The 17,415-nt window shown below is 55.4% G+C and carries 13 protein-coding genes and 2 pseudogenes; 13 read left to right on the forward strand and 2 right to left on the reverse strand.

Features of this window, described 5'->3' with window-relative positions; genetic code table 11:
• The first annotated feature begins 9 nt into the window (after positions 1-9).
• The 9 genes and pseudogenes from atpH to RB_RS21100 all read left to right on the forward strand — a co-directional run bounded on the left by atpH (position 10) and on the right by RB_RS21100 (position 8,971).
• Positions 10-693, forward strand: coding sequence for an ATP synthase F1 subunit delta (gene atpH, locus RB_RS21060; protein WP_011122670.1), 684 nt, complete (start codon positions 10-12; stop codon positions 691-693).
• 74 nt (positions 694-767) lie between these two features.
• A complete protein-coding gene (gene atpA / locus RB_RS21065; RefSeq protein ID WP_007334261.1) occupies positions 768-2,291 on the forward strand; it encodes a F0F1 ATP synthase subunit alpha in 1,524 nt (507 codons plus the stop codon).
• A gap of 21 nt (positions 2,292-2,312) precedes the next feature.
• On the forward strand, positions 2,313-3,203 hold the full coding sequence (atpG, locus tag RB_RS21070; RefSeq protein WP_011122671.1) for an ATP synthase F1 subunit gamma: 891 nt from the start codon (positions 2,313-2,315) through the stop codon (positions 3,201-3,203).
• Positions 3,204-3,352: 149 nt separating this feature from the next.
• Positions 3,353-4,792: a F0F1 ATP synthase subunit beta gene (atpD, locus tag RB_RS21075; RefSeq protein WP_011122672.1), complete on the forward strand. Its 1,440-nt coding sequence runs from the start codon at positions 3,353-3,355 to the stop codon at positions 4,790-4,792.
• Positions 4,793-4,795: 3 nt separating this feature from the next.
• Positions 4,796-5,182 (forward strand): F0F1 ATP synthase subunit epsilon, encoded by a 387-nt coding sequence (locus tag RB_RS21080; protein WP_007327186.1) that lies wholly within the window; start codon positions 4,796-4,798, stop codon positions 5,180-5,182.
• A gap of 204 nt (positions 5,183-5,386) precedes the next feature.
• A complete protein-coding gene (locus tag RB_RS27915; RefSeq protein WP_011122674.1) occupies positions 5,387-6,595 on the forward strand; it encodes a toll/interleukin-1 receptor domain-containing protein in 1,209 nt (402 codons plus the stop codon).
• 83 nt (positions 6,596-6,678) lie between these two features.
• A pseudogene (locus tag RB_RS28390) lies at positions 6,679-6,978 on the forward strand (hypothetical protein); the annotation flags it as partial.
• A gap of 243 nt (positions 6,979-7,221) precedes the next feature.
• Positions 7,222-7,710: pseudogene (locus RB_RS21095) on the forward strand (hypothetical protein); the annotation flags it as partial.
• 100 nt (positions 7,711-7,810) lie between these two features.
• On the forward strand, positions 7,811-8,971 hold the full coding sequence (locus RB_RS21100; protein ID WP_011122677.1) for a transposase: 1,161 nt from the start codon (positions 7,811-7,813) through the stop codon (positions 8,969-8,971).
• Positions 8,972-9,033: 62 nt separating this feature from the next.
• On the opposite strand, the gene RB_RS21105 is transcribed toward RB_RS21100, so the two are convergent.
• Together RB_RS21105 and RB_RS21110 are read right to left on the reverse strand one after the other, a co-directional pair.
• Positions 9,034-10,374 (reverse strand): ATPase, T2SS/T4P/T4SS family, encoded by a 1,341-nt coding sequence (locus RB_RS21105; RefSeq protein ID WP_007326269.1) that lies wholly within the window; start codon positions 10,372-10,374, stop codon positions 9,034-9,036.
• A complete protein-coding gene (locus RB_RS21110) occupies positions 10,375-11,577 on the reverse strand; it encodes a type IV pilus twitching motility protein PilT (RefSeq protein ID WP_011122678.1) in 1,203 nt (400 codons plus the stop codon).
• Between the two features lie 261 nt (positions 11,578-11,838).
• Between RB_RS21110 and RB_RS21115 the strand changes: the two genes are divergently transcribed.
• The 4 genes from RB_RS21115 to RB_RS21130 all read left to right on the forward strand — a co-directional run bounded on the left by RB_RS21115 (position 11,839) and on the right by RB_RS21130 (position 17,360).
• Positions 11,839-13,110 carry a thymidine phosphorylase gene (locus RB_RS21115; RefSeq protein WP_011122679.1) on the forward strand — a complete coding sequence of 424 codons (1,272 nt, stop codon included), beginning with the start codon at positions 11,839-11,841 and terminating at the stop codon, positions 13,108-13,110.
• Positions 13,111-13,220: 110 nt separating this feature from the next.
• Positions 13,221-14,774 (forward strand): sulfatase family protein, encoded by a 1,554-nt coding sequence (locus tag RB_RS21120; RefSeq protein WP_164922980.1) that lies wholly within the window; start codon positions 13,221-13,223, stop codon positions 14,772-14,774.
• 223 nt (positions 14,775-14,997) lie between these two features.
• The gene (locus RB_RS21125; protein WP_011122681.1) at positions 14,998-15,543 is read left to right on the forward strand and encodes a cysteine hydrolase family protein; all 546 of its coding nucleotides are present in this window, start codon (positions 14,998-15,000) and stop codon (positions 15,541-15,543) included.
• Positions 15,544-15,626: 83 nt separating this feature from the next.
• Positions 15,627-17,360 carry a DUF1559 domain-containing protein gene (locus tag RB_RS21130; RefSeq protein ID WP_011122682.1) on the forward strand — a complete coding sequence of 578 codons (1,734 nt, stop codon included), beginning with the start codon at positions 15,627-15,629 and terminating at the stop codon, positions 17,358-17,360.
• Positions 17,361-17,415 lie beyond the last annotated feature (55 nt).

The raw sequence follows: 17,415 nt of genomic DNA on the forward strand, positions 1-17,415 counted from the left end.
GCCTTTGACGTGGTCAAACTCCCTTCCCTGAAATTCCTACGACGCTCAACCGACGAGACCCCCAACGTGTCCGAAACCGCCTCGCATTCCACCGTCCTTGACGTCGGCGCCGAAAAACTCGGCAAGACCTACGCTCGGGCGTTGCTCGCTGCGACTCAAGCGGATGGATCCACCGATGCGGTTGTCAGTGATTTGAACGCGATTTGTGACGAAGCTTTGTTGCACAACCCCAAGCTGCAACTCGCATTTCAGTCGCCGCAAATCGACGCTGACGAGAAATGCCGTGTGGTGGATCGTTTGTTTGGTGGTAACAGTCATCCGACCTTGATCAAGCTGATGAAGGTGATGGCCAAACGTGGTCGACTCGGTTACTTGGTCGCAGTTCGCGATGCTGCGGTCGATTTGTTCGATGAAGCTGCAGGTCGAGTCGTCGCGGAAGTTCGCACGGCGGTTCCGATGACGGAACAGCTGCGTGGTGAAGTCACCCAACAACTTTCAAGCCGCTTTGGCAAAACCGTTCGCCTTCGTGAGTCAGTCGATACCGAACTGATCGGCGGCATGGTGATCCGAGTCGGCGACACCGTTTTTGATTCGTCAGTGGCCAGCCGATTGGACAAACTCGGCAAATCCGCTGCGGCTGGATTCGCTCGTCAATTGATCGAACAGTCGGATCGATTCAGTTCATCGTCGTGATCCAACGCGGCGACTGAACTTCCACCTCAAAACATTTACGCACAAACCACCATCGGAAAACACGGTACGGTCCAGTGAAATTCAATAGCGACGAGATCGCCTCTGTCTTGCAGGCCGAGATCGAACAGTTCGATAACAAAATTGACGTCCGCGAAGTCGGAACGGTCTTGGAAGTTGGTGACGGGATTGCTCGCGTCTACGGCTTGTCCGGCGTCATGGCCGGTGAAATGGTCGAGTTCGCCAACGGATCGATCGGACTGGCCTTCAACCTGGAAGAAAACAGCGTCGGGGTCATCATTCTGGGTGACTACCTGACGATCGAAGAAGGTCAAGAAGTCAAAGCACTCGGAACGCTGTTGTCCGTTCCAGCCGGAGATGCAGTCATCGGTCGAGTCCTCGATCCACTCGGGAACCCGTTGGACGGCAAAGGCCCCGTGCAAACCGACATCACCCGCCCGGTGGAAATCATCGCGACGGGCGTTGCTGAACGCAAACCAGTTACCGAGCCTCTGCAAACCGGTATCAAGGCCATCGACTCGATGACCCCGATCGGACGCGGTCAACGCGAACTGATCATCGGTGACCGCAAAACCGGTAAGACGGCCATCGCAATCGACGCGATCCTGAACCAAAAGGGTCAGGGCGTGAAGTGTTTCTACATCGCCATCGGCCAAAAGGACTCCGCCGTCGCTTCGGTCGTCGACGTCCTCGAGCGTCACGGTGCGATGGAATACACCACCGTCATCGCGGCGGGTGCCAGTGCACCAGCTCCTCTGCAATACGTGGCTCCTTATGCCGGAACCGCGATGGCAGAACACTTCATGTTCAACGGCGGACACGCCTTGGTCGTCTACGATGACTTGTCCAAACAAGCCACAGCGTATCGCCAAATGTCCTTGCTGATGCGTCGCCCACCAGGCCGCGAAGCTTACCCCGGTGACGTGTTCTACTGTCACAGTCGTTTGCTCGAGCGTTCGTCGAAGTTGTCCGATGAACTCGGTGGCGGTTCGATCACCAGCCTCCCGATCATCGAAACCCTCGAAGGCGAAGTGTCGGCTTACATTCCAACCAACGTGATTTCGATCACCGACGGTCAGATCTACGTTCAACCTGACTTGTTCTTCTCGGGCGTTCGTCCCGCTATGAACCCTGGTATCAGTGTCTCTCGCGTGGGTGGTGCCGCTCAAACGAAGGCCATGAAAAAGGTCTCCGGCGGTTTGCGTCTTCAGTTGGCGGCTTTCCGTGCTTTGGAAGCATTTGCTCAGCTCGGTACCGACTTGGATCCCGCGACCCAGGCCGAACTGGACCGTGGTTACCGCATGGTCGAGTTGCTCAAACAGCCACAGTACCAACCGCTTTCGGTCGCTGAGCAAGTCATCAGCATCTACGCCGGTACGAACGGTCACCTCGATGACGTTGCCGTCAAAGAAGTGCAAAGGTTCGAAAAGGAATTGTTGCAATACGTCCATGACAAGCACAGTTCATTGATCAGCGATCTGACCGCGACGCCAGCCTTGAGCGACGAAATCGCTGAACGCATCGTTGCGGCGGTCAAAGAGTTCAAGACTGTCTACAAACCCGCCACCCCTGCAGCCTGAACCCGAAAGGCGGAGTGATTCATGGCCAACGCACGTGCCCTCGATAAACGACGCAAGTCGATTCGCAACATCCGCAAGATCACGCGGACGATGGAGCTGATCGCAACGGCTCGGTACAAAAAAGCAATGGACCGCGCTGCCGCGGCCACGGCTTACACCGAGCAGATCACCAAAATTGTCTCGCGACTCGCTGATGCCGGGTTGGACGTGCAGCACCCGCTGTTGGAACAACGCGAAAAGATCAACACGACTCGCGTTCTGGTTCTGGCCAGCAACCGTGGTTTGTGCGGCGGATACAACGCTTCGATTCTGCGAACCGCTCTGCCCCGCATCAAGTCGCTTCGCGAATCGATTCCAAATGTGATCGTCGATGCCAGCGGTAAACGTGGCGTCAATGGTTTGAAGTTTCGTGGCATCGAAACGGAACAGCGTTTCTTGCAGTTCGAAGATCAACCGGCTTACGACGATGTCGAAAAGATCGCTGAAGGTTACTTGGCCGAATACATTACCGGCAAAATCGACCGTTTGGATGTCGTCTACACCAAGTTCATCAGCACATCGAAGCAAGAGGCCGTGATCGAAACCTTGCTTCCGCTTGGTTCCCTCGGCGACGAGTCAGATTCCGCTTCGGATGGTTCAGACGACACCAATGCCGAATACGAATTCCTTCCATCGGCGGAAAGCATTTTGGAAGAGGTCGTGCCGACCAGCTTCAAAGTCAAGTTGTTCAAGTGTTTCCTGGATGCGGCGGTGAGCGAACAAGTCGCTCGAATGATCGCGATGAAGGGAGCCACCGAAAGTGCCGGCGACATGATCAAACAGTTGTCGATGACCTACAACCGAGCCCGTCAAAGTCAAATCACCGGCGAAATCATGGAAATCATCGGCGGTGTCGAAGCCCTGGAAGGCTAATGCCCTCGGGCAACTTGAGAGCTTCTAGCGACTTGCCACTAGCTACTTGAGTCATCGATTTTCAAATGACGAATCGTCACAGCAAACACACCACCCCATTCAATTCATAAGCTAATTGCTAGTAGCTAACCGCTAGGAGCTTCTCCCTCATGTCCACTGCAACCGCCACCGGCCGCGTCACTCAAGTCATCGGTTCAACCTTTGATGCCGAGTTTCCTGAAGGTCAACTGCCAAAGATCTACAACGCTTTGACAATCCAAAGCGAGCACAAAGGGGTCACCATTGACTTGACCGGCGAAGTGCAGCAACACCTCGGTGGTGGTCGTGTTCGTGCGATTGCTTTGGGTTCGACCGAAGGCATGATGCGAGGCATGAACGTGGTCGACACTGGCAAGCCAGTTTCGGTTCCCGTCGGAAAAGCCACCTTGGGTCGCGTCTTCAACGTTCTCGGGCAACCCATCGACAAACGTGGCGATGTTCAAGCCGACGATTACTGGCCCATTCACCGCCAGGCTCCTCCCGTCAACGAACTGTCAACGAACACCGAGCTGTTCGAAACGGGCATCAAGGTGGTTGACCTTCTGACCCCATTTGTTCGTGGTGGTAAGGCAGGTTTGTTCGGTGGTGCTGGTCTGGGCAAGACCGTGATTCTGACCGAGTTGATCGCTCGGATCGCATCGAGCCACGGTGGTTATTCGGTCTTCGCCGGTGTGGGTGAACGAACACGGGAAGGCACCGACCTCTGGTTGGAAATGCAAGAAACCGAGATCGGTTCGACCGGTCGCAACGTGATCGAGCAAACCTGCATGGTGTTCGGTCAAATGAACGAGCCACCAGGATCACGTCTGCGTGTTGCTCTGTCCGCACTGACCATGGCGGAATACTTCCGCGATACAACTGGTGCTGACACTCTGTTGTTCGTCGACAACATCTTCCGCTTCTCGCAAGCCGGTTCGGAAGTGTCCGCACTTCTCGGACGGATGCCATCGGCTGTGGGCTATCAGCCCACACTGGCAACCGAAATGGGTGCTCTGCAAGAACGGATTACTTCGACCAAGCAAGGTGCTATTACATCGGTGCAAGCCGTTTATGTGCCTGCCGATGACCCGACTGACCCCGCTCCGGCCACGGCGTTCGGTCAGCTCGACGCTTTCATTTACCTTGAGCGTTCGATTTCGGAAAAAGGGATTTATCCCGCCATCGACCCGTTGGCTTCGAACTCGCGAATTTTGGATCCTCAGTACGTCGGCGACCGTCACTACACGATCGCCCGCCGCGTTCAAACGATCTTGCAACGTTACCGCGAACTGCAAGACATCATCGCGATTCTCGGTGTCGACGAACTCAGCGAAGAAGACAAGACCATCGTTCACCGCGCACGCCGCATCGAACGATTCCTGTCGCAGCCCTTCCTCGTGGCAGAAGTCTTCATCGGCAAACCCGGTGAGATCACGTCTCTCGAAGACACGATCCGCAGCTTCGAAGGAATCTGTGACGGCAAGTACGATCACTTGCCCGAGCAAGCGTTCATGTACGTCGGTGCGATCGAGCAAGCCGAAGAGCAAGCCAAGAAGATGGAGTCCAAGTAACCGATGTCCATTCGATGTGTCGTCGTCACGCCCGAACGAACCGAACTGGATCGGGAAGCTGACTTTGTAGCCTTGCCGATGTTCGATGGCGAACTTGGCGTCCAGCGCGGTCGTGCACCGATGATTGGCCGACTCGGCTACGGTGTGTTGCGTTTGCAGACGGTCAGCGGCCCCGAGCGTTACTTCGTCGACGGGGGTTTCGCCCAAGTCGAGGATGACGTCGTGAACGTTTTGACTGGACGAGCGATTCCCGTGGATTTGCTCGACAATGACGAAGCGACCAAGACATTGGCAGAAGCACTGGACATGCCCAGCAGCACTCCCGAGCAAGCTCAAATCAAAGACGCCGCCGTGCGTCGAGCTCGCGGGCAACTGCGAGCCAGCCGCTAGGCTTCACCAAAGCTTCGAATCAAAAACAACATCGACACGTCAGTTCTTGCTGACGTGTTTTTGTTTGCGCCGAGTTGGACTGCTGAATCGTTGCGGCCCAGTTTTCCAGCCTCCCCGGATCAAGTTTGGCACGATTCGGTTCCACCGGCACGAAACGTTGCCGCGGCAACGCGCAGCAGCTAGGATTCTGAGCACGGGAGTGAGTTGAGTGATGTTGGTCAAACACCCCAACTCACTTACCCCGTATCCTGGGATTTCCCGAATACGATCCTACTGAGTAGGGTTGAGTCTGTTGTTGGGCGTCAAAACGGAGTCATCACGCCAGTGGCACTTAAAGACAAAGTTGAGGAAATCCAACGCCTGATCGAAGCTTTTGAAACCGAGGCCGCGAAATTCCATCACCTGCAGTTCCACACGTACCACATAACGCAAGAAGGCGGTTCCATCTTGGACCGCAAATTCGTCCAGCCCAATCACGCGATCATGTTGTGGCAATACTACGGCATGCTGAACACTGACGATGACATCGAAGAGTTGGTAACGAACATAAACGACAGCGACTTGCAGTGGGGCCTCCGCGGGTCTGCCCTCACCTTCATGGGTGTCATCGAAGGTGACGCCACACCACTGTTCGTCCGGATGGCAGCCCGTGCAGGCACCATGTTCGACGCCGACGAAGCCCGATACATCGAGTCGCGGGTCGTATCCGAAATCCAAGACAACGAGAAATCGCAAGGGCGTTCCGGTAAACCTACCGCCGCAGTCAATTCAAACCCGCTGTCCGTATGGCTCAACTACTTGCTGTATCACCTTTCACAGGTAAACCCTGGGCGGGACAAGGCTCATCGGATTGAACCGGACCCATTTTCCCTGTCGCTTCTTGCTTTGGAGCGACTCGCAAACGATCAATCTGTCGGCAAGAGCGATCGTTCTACGTACTCACTGTCCGACCTAAACTTCAAAGTCGCCGTCTCTTTTCCCGGTGAAAAGCGTCGATATGTTTCTCGCGTTGTTGACGCTCTGCGTGACCCACTTGGCAACGATTCTGTATTCTACGACTTCGATTACCAGGCGCAGTTGGCTCGGCCAAACCTCGATACACTGTTACAAAGAATCTACCGCGATCAATCCGACCTAATCGTGGTTTTCCTCTGCGATGAGTACGCCAAAAAGCAATGGTGCGGCTTGGAATGGCGGGCGATTCGCGACATCATCAAATCAAAAGAAGACGAACGCGTAATGTTCGTCAGATTTGATGACGCCGAAGTGGACGGCATGCTGTCTATTGACGGCTATGTCGATGCAAGCAATCGTACAACAAAGAAGATTGCTGAGTTCATACTCACGAGTTGGAGAGCTTCAAAAAGACGCCTAACCAATAAGGATTTGACTTCGCGTGGATGCGACGGTTGAGTCGCTTTCTCCTTCATATTGGTTCGTTCGTCGCAGTTCAAAACGCGTCGCCTAGTTGAAGCTCGAGTTCTCTGTTCAAGATGCCCGATGAAGTTCTCCAGGCGAAGCCACGCAACCCAACGGGCAAACGCATTCGTCGCGACGGATGGCTCAGCCCGCTGACGCTGAGCAAAACAACGCTTTCAGCAGAACCAGAAGTCCACATCCAAGGTGTTCGCAGCAGTGACCGCGGGTTCCTCCACATTCGCTGGAGCGACTACAAGCGGTTGCTTGACTGGACAGCGGCGCAGTCAGTCGCCGGGCAAGTTGCCGAGCTGCCCAATCGTCTGGCCCATACGCTTTCCGAAGTCGGCATCGATGCGTCGATGTGGCGTGGAACGATCAAAGGGGACGGAGGTAAATTAACCATACCACTGCACCAGAGAACTGCGGTAGCGTTCTTGCTCACGGATCGTTCGATGCTGCTAGTCAGCAACGTTCCGGCCTTGTTGAGTGGAACGAAGGTGAGTGCCGCCATGCAGAGTCGGGATCGTCGGATGGTGCCACCCACCAAACCTTGACTCTCGAGTGCCGCTGCGTAGGATCCAGTTGTCTTTTCAGTCGGTTCCGAGATAGAGAGCACAGCCATGCCGCGGCCTCAGCGACGTGAACAGTTTGATTCCGGCGAAGTTGGGATCGTGCATGTCGTGCAGCGATGTGTCCGTCGAGCCTTTTTGGCTGGTGTCGATCACGCAACCGGCAAGGATTTCTCGTTTCGCAAAGAATGGATTCGTCGGCGGATGGAGGCTCTGGCGTCGGTGTTCGCCGTCGACGTTCTTTCTTACGCGATAATGAGCAATCACATGCATCAGATCCTCCGCAATCGGCCGGATGTTTGTGCGCAGTGGAGCGACGAAGAGGTGGCGATTCGCTGGCTGCGAGTCTTCCCCGGCCGACGTCTCGAAGAACACTTAGCCGAACCCACTGAAAACGACGTTCAGATGCTGGTTCGAAACAAAGAACGACTGGCCGAGGTCCGCAGTCGCTTATCTGATATTTCTTGGTTCATGAGAGCCCTGGCCGAACCGATCGCCCGTATGGCCAACAAGCAAGACGAGTGTACCGGCCGGTTCTGGGGATCGTCGGATGGTGCCACCCACCAAACCTTGACTCTCGAGTGCCGCTGCGTAGGATCCAGTTGTCTTTTCAGTCGGTTCCGAGATAGAGAGCACAGCCATGCCGCGGCCTCAGCGACGTGAACAGTTTGATTCCGGCGAAGTTGGGATCGTGCATGTCGTGCAGCGATGTGTCCGTCGAGCCTTTTTGGCTGGTGTCGATCACGCAACCGGCAAGGATTTCTCGTTTCGCAAAGAATGGATTCGTCGGCGGATGGAGGCTCTGGCGTCGGTGTTCGCCGTCGACGTTCTTTCTTACGCGATAATGAGCAATCACATGCATCAGATCCTCCGCAATCGGCCGGATGTTTGTGCGCAGTGGAGCGACGAAGAGGTGGCGATTCGCTGGCTGCGAGTCTTCCCCGGCCGACGTCTCGAAGAACACTTAGCCGAACCCACTGAAAACGACGTTCAGATGCTGGTTCGAAACAAAGAACGACTGGCCGAGGTCCGCAGTCGCTTATCTGATATTTCTTGGTTCATGAGAGCCCTGGCCGAACCGATCGCCCGTATGGCCAACAAGCAAGACGAGTGTACCGGCCGGTTCTGGGAAGGTCGCTTCAAAGCCCAACGAATTGTCGATGAAGCGGGCTTGCTCGCTTGCAGCATGTATGTCGACCTGAATCCAGTTCGAGCGGCCATGTCCACCACGCCCGAGACCAGCCCGCACACCAGTGCCTACGACCGAATCGAAGCTCGCAAGGGCGAACAAATCCCTTCCGCCGCGTTTGATCTCAAGCCGATTCCCACGGAAGAAGCCGGGTGCGAAATCCGCGAGACACCTGTCGAAATTCTCCAGGAAAAACGCAAGGCAAAGCGACGCAACCCAACGGGCAAACGCATTCGTCGCGACGGATGGCTCAGCCCGCTGACACTGAGCAAAACAACGCTTTCAGCAGAACCAGAAGTCCACACTCAAGGTGTTCGCAGCAGTGACCGCGGGTTCCTCCATATTCGATGGAGCGACTATAAGCGGTTGCTTGACTGGACAGCGGCGCAGTCAGTCGCCGGGCAAGTTGCCGAGCTGCCCAATCGTCTGGCCCATACGCTTTCCGAAGTCGGCATCGATGCGTCGATGTGGCGTGACTTGGTATGGGACTGGCAAAAGTACTTCGGCAAGTCCAGTTGCGTAGGCCGTCCGGAATCCATGAAAGCCGACGCGGAACGCAACGGCCATAGGCACCACCGAGGCCAAGCTCGAGCCTCGGCTTGTTTTGGCTGAGAGAACGGTGGCTCATGTCTCTTTCAAGCTTTGAAAGAATGGGCGAGCTTCGCGATCATTTCTCAGCGTTTGGCAAACGCTCGCTTGAGTTCGTCGAGGCTGGTCAGTCCTCGCGCGACCGTGAGGACGGCTTCGGATTGGACGGGGCGGAAACCTTCGGATTTGGCGATCGCGGTCAATTGGCCGGCGTCCTGGGTCTTGGCCAATGCCGCTTTGAGTTGCGGGCCTGGTGTCAGCATCTCGTACAATCCGATGCGACCGTGATAGCCTCGTGAATTGCAGACGGGGCACGGTGTGATTGGTGCAGGGCGTCCGTTCTCGTCGACTTGTTGTTCGATCGGTGGTGGAATGAACGGTTTGTAGAGCAACGGAACTCGACCAGCCGGGATGCCCAGTTGAGCGAGCAGCTTTGGAGGCGGTTCAAACCCGACTTTGCAGTTGTCACATAAACGTCGAACCAATCGCTGATGAATTACACAGCCGATGTTGTTTGCGATCAGGCTGCGACATTCCGGGTAACGTCCCAAGAAAGTTAGCAAGGCGGGCATCGCACTTTCGGCCGCCATCCGGTGGATGACTTGTCGGTCGGCGGCGACGACTTGTTCCAACGCAACCTTCAGTGATTCGGGCTGCGGTGGGTTGGGGAACATCAACACATCCGGTTCACGCAGAACCATTCGGTTGACCATCTCGAGTTCGGTTTTTCCCGTGTCTCCACCAAACAAGTTGGGCGAGATGTTGATGATCTCGGGTTCGGGTGATTCAGCGGGTTCGAACGATTGGAAGTCGCGGACCAAGCGGTCAGCGGCACTGATGGCGACGTTCCAGAAAGTCGAAACACCTTCGCTTTTCTTGGCCGTGATCAGGACGATGTTGCCCGAACCGTTCAGTTTCTCTTTGAACTGTTCGATCATTTTGTCTCGCATGCCGAGGTCGCCCAATTTCTTGAACGGCATCTCTTCGGCTTCCAAACGACAGATCACACGTTCGCCGGTGGGCACGCCTTGTGATTGAACGTTGAATTGATACTTGTCTTTGACCAACTTGACTCGCATGCCGCCTTTTTGGCTGCCGCGACGATCGGCCGGATTCATCAAGCACAGTTGTTTCAATGCGTACAGCATCGCGTCACCGCTTTCGCGATCCAGCGGTGGTAGCTGTTCCCATGCCCCGTCAATCTGATAGCGAATCGCACAGGCGGACTTTGAAAAATCCATCAGGATGTGCGTGGCTCGCGACGTGATCGCGTGCGCAATTTGGCCGCCAGCGATGGCGTAGCCGGCGCCTTGGCGGGTGCTGATCAGCAACGCTTGCAATTCGTTGTTGTCTTTGATCCGAGGAACGAATTCCACGGGAGCGACGGTTTGCCAGAGTTGTACTTCTTCGTTGGATTGCTTTGCCACTTACAGGATTCCTGGTGCTTTGACGTCGATGCCCTTGAGCGCCATCTTCAGCGCGTCCTTGTTCGGTGCGACTGCGAACGCGGTCGGCCGATCAATCAATTCATCGTCGATCAGTTGTTTCAAACTCATGGTGAAGTCTTGCATGCCGTCTTCGGCACCGATGCGAATCGCGTCGGGTAGTTTGTTGTCGTGGCCTTCGAGGACCAATTTGCGAATCATTGGCGAGAACGTCATCACTTCGCAGGTTGGCACACGCGAAACGCCAGGCTTGATGCTCTTGAGCAGTTTCTGGGCGACGATGCCTTTCATGTTGAAGGCGATGGCGCTGCGGATGGCGTTGTGCATTTCTTCGGGGAACAAGTCCAGAATCCGGCCGATGCAGGTCGAGGCACTCGCGGCGTGGATCGTTCCGAAAACCAAGTGACCTGTTTCGGCCGCGTGAATCGCCGTCATGAACGTTTCTTCGTCCCGAAGCTCACCGACCAGAATGATGTCGGGGTCTTCCCGCACGGCGTGTTTCATTCCGATGGAGAAGTCCACGACGTCCTGACCAATTTCGCGTTGGTTGATCAGCGATTTGTCTTCCGTGAAGATGAATTCGATCGGATCTTCGAGGGTCAAAATGTGTTTTCGATAGATGCTGTTGATGTAGTTCAGCATCGAACCGATCGTGGTACTTTTTCCCGAGCCCGTGACTCCGGCGAGCAGAACCATGCCCTGTTCGTAGTGGCAGAGGTTTTCAATCGAATCGGGCAGGAAGAGGCCGCGAAAGTCGGGAATGAAGTTACTAATCCGACGAGCGACCAAACCGATGTTGCCGAGCGATTTCAGCATGTTGATCCGGAACCGCCAGCGGGTGCCGTCGACTTCGCATTGGTAAGAAAAGTCGGCGCCGCCTTCTTCTTCAAAGATGATCAGGTTGCGATCGTCCATCATCGGCAACAGCAATCGAACCATTTCTTCGGCTTCGATCGGTCCCCGATTGAGCGGTTTGAGTTCACCGCCGACGCGAACCATGGGTGGTTGGCCGACTTTCAGGTGAAGGTCAGAACCTTCCAGTTTGACCAACGCCCGGAAAATCTTGTCGACTTCCAGTTCCTTCTTTTCTTGCAGCAAACTGCTTTTCAGCCGCGCGGCGACCGCATCGGGCGACATATCGCGGGGGGGGCCTGCGGGAACCTTTTTCGCTGCGCCGTGTGCCATTCGTTTTGATCTCGCGTGACCGAGAAAAGTCCGCCAGACAGGCGAAAATTCCCGTGAATCGGAGGAAGGAGGAAAAGAGTCTTCAGGTTGAATCCGGGCCTTAGCTTAGTCGATCAAGGCCAATTGTCGAAAGACAAGCCAGATGTTTGTAGGATGTCATCCCGTGGTTTTCCACCGGGCCTCGTGGCATCGCCCCCGTGACTCCTGCTCGCCCCGTTTGACTCTCCGCCCTTCTCCAGTCTTTCGCAAGGCAAGTGCTCGATGCTGACCGCCAATTTGATCCGGACCAAGCGGGACGGCGGGGTCCTGAACGCCGAGCAATGGCGATTCCTGATTGAGGGCTACTGTGGCGGTGAGGTCACGGATTACCAAATGTCCGCCCTCGCGATGGCAATCTTCTTTCGCGGCTTGGATCGACGCGAAACGGCTGAGCTGACCCGGTGCATGGTCGACAGTGGTGAACGTCTGCCCCGGGTCAGTGATCGACCTCGAGTCGACAAGCACAGCACCGGAGGGCTGGGCGACAAAGTCTCGCTGATCTTGGCTCCGCTGCTGGCCTGCTGCGATGTGGACGTGCCGATGATCAGTGGCCGTGGCCTTGGGCGAACCGGTGGGACGCTCGACAAGCTCGAATCGATCCCGGGCTACCAAACGCAGCTGTCGATCGAACAATCCAGCCGAGTCCTGAAGGATGTGGGTTGCTTCATCGTGGGAGCCACCGAGTCAATCGCACCAGCGGATCGCCGTTTGTATGGACTGCGAGACGTCACAGCCACAGTCGAATCCGTGGGGCTGATCACGGCCAGCATTCTCAGCAAGAAGCTGGCGGCAAGCTTGGATGCCCTGGTGATGGATGTGAAGGTTGGATCGGCTGGCTTCATGCCAAGCATTCAGCAGGCAACCGAGTTGGCCGACTCGCTTCGAGAAGTGGGCGTAGAAGCGGGTTTGCCGACCATTCCCGTCCTGTCTGACATGGATCAACCACTCGGACGAGCCATCGGAAATGCGAACGAGGTCAACGAGTCTCTTGATGTACTCGATGGCGGTGGGCCGGAAGAAGTGCGAGCATTGACGTTGCGATTGTCGGCGGAGTTGCTGGTGGCAACGAAGCAAGCTGGCGATCTGCAAACGGCGGAGGGGTTGTTGGCTCGCAAACTCGATTCGGGTGAAGCGAGGCAACGATTTGAACGCATGGTGCACGAACAGGGCGGCAAGCTTTCCGGTCATCTGCCGCTGGGCAAACAACGCGACACCGTCGCGGAGCGATCCGGATGGGTTGAATCGATTGATTGCCCCGCCATCGGCGATGCGATCATTTCGATGGGCGGTGGTCGACGCAAAACAACTGATCCCGTGGAACCGTCCGTTGGAATTGATTTGCACTTTCGCGTTGGCGACCGTGTCGAAACGGGCCAACCGCTTTGGACGGTTTATGAAGGTCAAGTCGCTTGCCCGCCGATCCAACCCGTTCGAATGTCGGAAACAAGCGTCCCGGCTCGGCCGTTGATCCTGCAGCGAAAGTCCGGCGGTTGATATCCCTGCCGCAGTCTCGGAACCGCGACAAACGTCGATCGGCTAGAGTGTGAGATCCAAATTCTTCTACAAGTGTCAGCATGTCACCACGATTCGAAGGCAGGTCTCTAATGGTCGCATCGTCATTTTGTTGCCATCGATTTGGATCGCGATTGCGATTTCCAATGAAGTGCATGTTGGCTTTGTTTGCAGTGACGATGGCCAATTGCGTTCTGGCACGCGAGGTGTCTGCGGTTTCTGCAAACGAACAACCGAACGTGTTGATCATCCAAACCGATGAGCACAATTTTCGGACGTTGGGTTGTTATCGCGACACGTTGCCGATCGAGGAGGCTGAAATTTGGGGCAAAGGTGCCGTGGTCGAAACACCCAGCATCGATTCCATCGCAGCACGTGGTGCGATTTGTACATCGTTCTACGCGACGTCCCCCGTGTGCACGCCTTCGCGAGCTGCTTTCTTTACGGGGCGATACCCACAAAACACAGGTGCCTACCAAAACGACCGACCGCTTCGCGGCGACATGGTGACGTTCGCGGAAGTGCTGCGACGGGACGGTTATGCGACCGGCTATGCGGGCAAATGGCATTTGGATGGACCTGGCAAACCTCAGTGGGGACCGGATCGCCAATTCGGCTTTTCCGACAATCGATACATGTTCAACCGCGGTCACTGGAAGAAATTTGACTTTGAGAATGGTCAACCGAGTGTCGCGGCGACGAACAAAAAGGGGCAGCCGAACTACGATCTAAATGGAGCGGATGAGAAGACTTTCAGCACGGATTGGTTGTGTGATCGAGCGGCTGATTTCATTCGTGAGCATTCGCAAGAACCGTTTTGTTATCACTTGTCGTTGCCTGATCCTCATGGTCCGAACACGGTTCGTCAGCCTTATGACACGATGTTTGAAAACATGCCGGTTCGGCCACCGATGACGTTTCAGTTGGATGGGGATCAACCGGGGTGGTTGCCAGCGACCAATCGCAATTCGCAACAGCGATTCAATGCGAGGTTGATGACACAGTACTTTGGAATGGTTCGATGCATTGATGACAATGTCGGCATGCTGTTGTCACTTCTTGACGAACTCAGCTTGACCAAGCGAACCGTGGTGGTGTTCACTTCAGATCATGGGGACCTGTGCTATGAACATGGCCGCCTCAACAAAGGCAATCCATACGAAGGCAGTGCGAAGGTTCCGATGATCATCGCGGCACCGGGGCTGATCTCGGCGGGATTGCGGATCGATCAAGCGATGGGCACTGTTGATTTCGCTCCCACTTTGTTGTCGTTGTTGAGGAAGGAAGTGCCCGCGGGGACTCAGGGACGAGATCTATCAGAATGGTTTCGAAACATTGAGACGTCCGACGAGGAATCTCATCGAAACAGCGTCACGTTTTTGCGGGCCGCTTCCAGTAAAGCCGCCTGGATCGCCGCAGTCACGGATCGGTACAAGTTGATCGTGTCGGCGGACGATCAACCCTGGTTGTTTGATCTGAAAGAGGATCCGCACGAAACCACGAACCACATTGGCAAACCAGAGAATCAAACAATTGCCGCGAGGTTGGCGCGTTCGCTGCTTCGCTATGGAGATCTGATGAAAGATCCCCAACTGATCGAGGGCAAGCTAAGGAGCGATTTGCAAAAGTTGCAGATCCAACCCTGATGCCGCGAGAAGCCGACGCGGCGAGGTGCTTTGACGATTCAGCCAATTCGTGTTTCTCGGGTTTCTGTCCGCAATCGCAGCAATCGTCACCGGGTTCACGCCTTCTGCAGTTGTCGGCGTGTGATGGAAGTGCTGGAAATTTGCATTCCAGCGGCTCAGACGCCATGATCATCCTCAGGGTGTAACCGCCCTCCCCCTTTTCTGCTTTTTCAAAGGCGAACGAATGAAGCGAGCTTTGTTGGTCATCGATGTCCAGCGTGAATACTTCGACGGTGCGTTTCCTATTCGGCATCCCGTCGGACATCTGGAATCGATCTTGGAAGTCATGGACCAAGCCCGAAACGCAAAGGTTCCAACGGCGGTGATTCGTCACCATCAACCCGATCCGGATTCACCCGTGTTCTGCAAGAACAGCGAGATGTGGCAGTTGCATCCCGAGGTGGAGTCGCGACACAGAGATGCGTTGATTGACAAGGCCTTGCCAGGTTCGTTCACCAACACGGACCTCGACGAATTTCTGAAATCCAACGACGTTGATACGGTCAGTATCGCGGGCTACATGACACAGGTTTGTTGTGACACGACGGCTCGTCAGGCCTTTCACCGTGGGTATCAGGTCGAGTTTTTAAGCGATGCGACCGGAACATTGGACGTTTCCAACAAGGCTGGTTCAGTGACTGCGGAACAGTTGCATGAATCCATCTTGGTGGCTCAGCAGATGTTCATCAGTGATGTGATTGATCGAAACGAATGGTCGGGGCGTTTGTGACCGAATGGGGAGAAGCCATCGCGTTTGCCACGGTTTGAACACCATCGTCACGCTCAGATTTCTTTTTAGGTTGGGATGAAGTCATGGGAACGAAGCTTCACATAAGGTTTGTCGATGTCATCACATTCGGTGTTGCATTGATGGTGGGTTTGGTTTTGTTAGCCGGCGTTGTCCCTCGAATGAGACAAAACGCGAGGCGGTCCACGTGCGAGATGAATCTCAAACAGGTGGGGCTCGCACTTCACAACTACCATTCTGCTTATCGAGCGATGCCGATGGGATGCGGTGGCACATCCTCCGGAAGTGCGGATGAGCCGACATTGGGCAACGCGAATCGTTTGAGTCCGCTGGTGGGTTTGACTCCATTCTTTGAACAACAACCGTTGTGGGAAAAAATTGCCAACCCATTGCGAGCCAATGGGGAGGTCTTCCCGGCGATGGGCCCGGTTCCCTGGTTTGATCCAAAGGTTTACACACCTTGGAACGAACGGCCCGAGTTGTTGGTTTGTCCCGCCGATCCAACCGCGAAGGATTTTCCGACGGTCGCCAGTTACACGATCAACTATGGCGACGCGGTCATGAATGTGGGAGCATCGCCGCTAGAAGAAATGCCACCCTATGGACGAACGCCCGGTGCTTTAAGAGGCATGTTTGGCTATCAGATGGTTTTTCGGTTTCGTGACGTCCTGGATGGGTTGTCCAATACGTTGCTGATGAGTGAAGCCCGAATTGGCGGTGTCCGTGTTGCGAAAGAGGTCTCCGGATTGATCGAGCGACCTGCGGTTTGCCTGGACGCTCATGAGGACGATCAGACCAAGTACTGGCCTGAGGGACGCGGTGCGTGTTGGGCCGATGGATCGCTGTTGTCAGTGGGTGTTCAAACCATTCTGCCACCCAATTCTCACTCGGCGACATCGGAGAAAGGTGAGCTCGAGGGCGTGATGTCGGCGTCTAGTCTGCACGGTGAAGGAGCTCACGTGTTGATGGCCGATGGAGCCGTGCGATTCGCGAGCAGTTCCATCGATGTGGGCGATCAGGAATCCCCGAGTGTTGCCGAAGGACACCTGGACAAAGGCAAGACTCTTCCGCCAGGTAGTAAGAGCCCGTACGGGGTTTGGGGTGCGATGGGGACGAGAGCGGCCCGGGATCGATTCGATTCCAACGAATTGTCTGAGCCTGTGCGCACTTTCACCGAGGAAGAGCTCGCTGAGTTTGCGAAGTTTGAACTGGAAACTTGGCATGCGGCAAAAGGCACCGGAAAGATCCAAGCTCGTCAGGTGGATTTGACCGACAAGGGTGTCCTTGTCTTGATGTCCGAACAAGGTGGGATTCGTCGGTTGGCGTTGTCGAGATTCAGCAGCCAGGACGCTTACCGAGCGGTTCAAACCCATCGCCAACGAAAGCTGGAGGAAGCGAAGCTTTTGGTCGAGCAATTGTCGACTCAACTTGAATTGTTAGAGGACAAACAGTTCGAAACATTTGTTCGTGAGTGGGTTGTTCTCGGCGATGGTCAACAGGGAGATGATCCTGCCGCGATTGCAATGACGGCAGCGATGATAGGGTCACAGCGAGGTGCATTGATCACCGTATACGATCAGCTTCTTGGAGTTACCAGCACAGCTACACCGGAGGTTCTGGGGAAGCTGCAGGAGGCATTGGCAACCGGCAAGGGACTCACTCGCGGTTTCCAATGGGCGTTTTTGGGTGGTCGTTGGAAGCTCGTTTTTGATGCACGGGCAAATCAACGCGGTGGTCGTCAACCGGTTCAGTTTATGCGGGCGATGGAGGCCGCCAGGGATCCTTTCGGGGCCCGTTAGAAGATCCCGATTAAGTGAACCGCAACGTCGCCGCCAAGCTTGAAACACAGTCATC

Source organism: Rhodopirellula baltica SH 1 (genome assembly GCF_000196115.1).
Lineage (GTDB): Bacteria > Planctomycetota > Planctomycetia > Pirellulales > Pirellulaceae > Rhodopirellula > Rhodopirellula baltica.

Coding starts and splice junctions, on each gene's coding strand:
- atpG (WP_011122671.1), top strand. CDS start 2,313: ATGGCCAACGCACGTGCCCTCGATAAACGACGCAAGTCGATTCGCAAC.
- atpD (WP_011122672.1), top strand. CDS start 3,353: ATGTCCACTGCAACCGCCACCGGCCGCGTCACTCAAGTCATCGGTTCA.
- RB_RS21080 (WP_007327186.1), top strand. CDS start 4,796: ATGTCCATTCGATGTGTCGTCGTCACGCCCGAACGAACCGAACTGGAT.
- RB_RS21100 (WP_011122677.1), top strand. CDS start 7,811: ATGCCGCGGCCTCAGCGACGTGAACAGTTTGATTCCGGCGAAGTTGGG.
- RB_RS21110 (WP_011122678.1), bottom strand. CDS start 11,577: ATGGCACACGGCGCAGCGAAAAAGGTTCCCGCAGGCCCCCCCCGCGAT.
- RB_RS21115 (WP_011122679.1), top strand. CDS start 11,839: ATGCTGACCGCCAATTTGATCCGGACCAAGCGGGACGGCGGGGTCCTG.
- RB_RS21120 (WP_164922980.1), top strand. CDS start 13,221: ATGGTCGCATCGTCATTTTGTTGCCATCGATTTGGATCGCGATTGCGA.
- RB_RS21125 (WP_011122681.1), top strand. CDS start 14,998: ATGAAGCGAGCTTTGTTGGTCATCGATGTCCAGCGTGAATACTTCGAC.
- RB_RS21130 (WP_011122682.1), top strand. CDS start 15,627: ATGGGAACGAAGCTTCACATAAGGTTTGTCGATGTCATCACATTCGGT.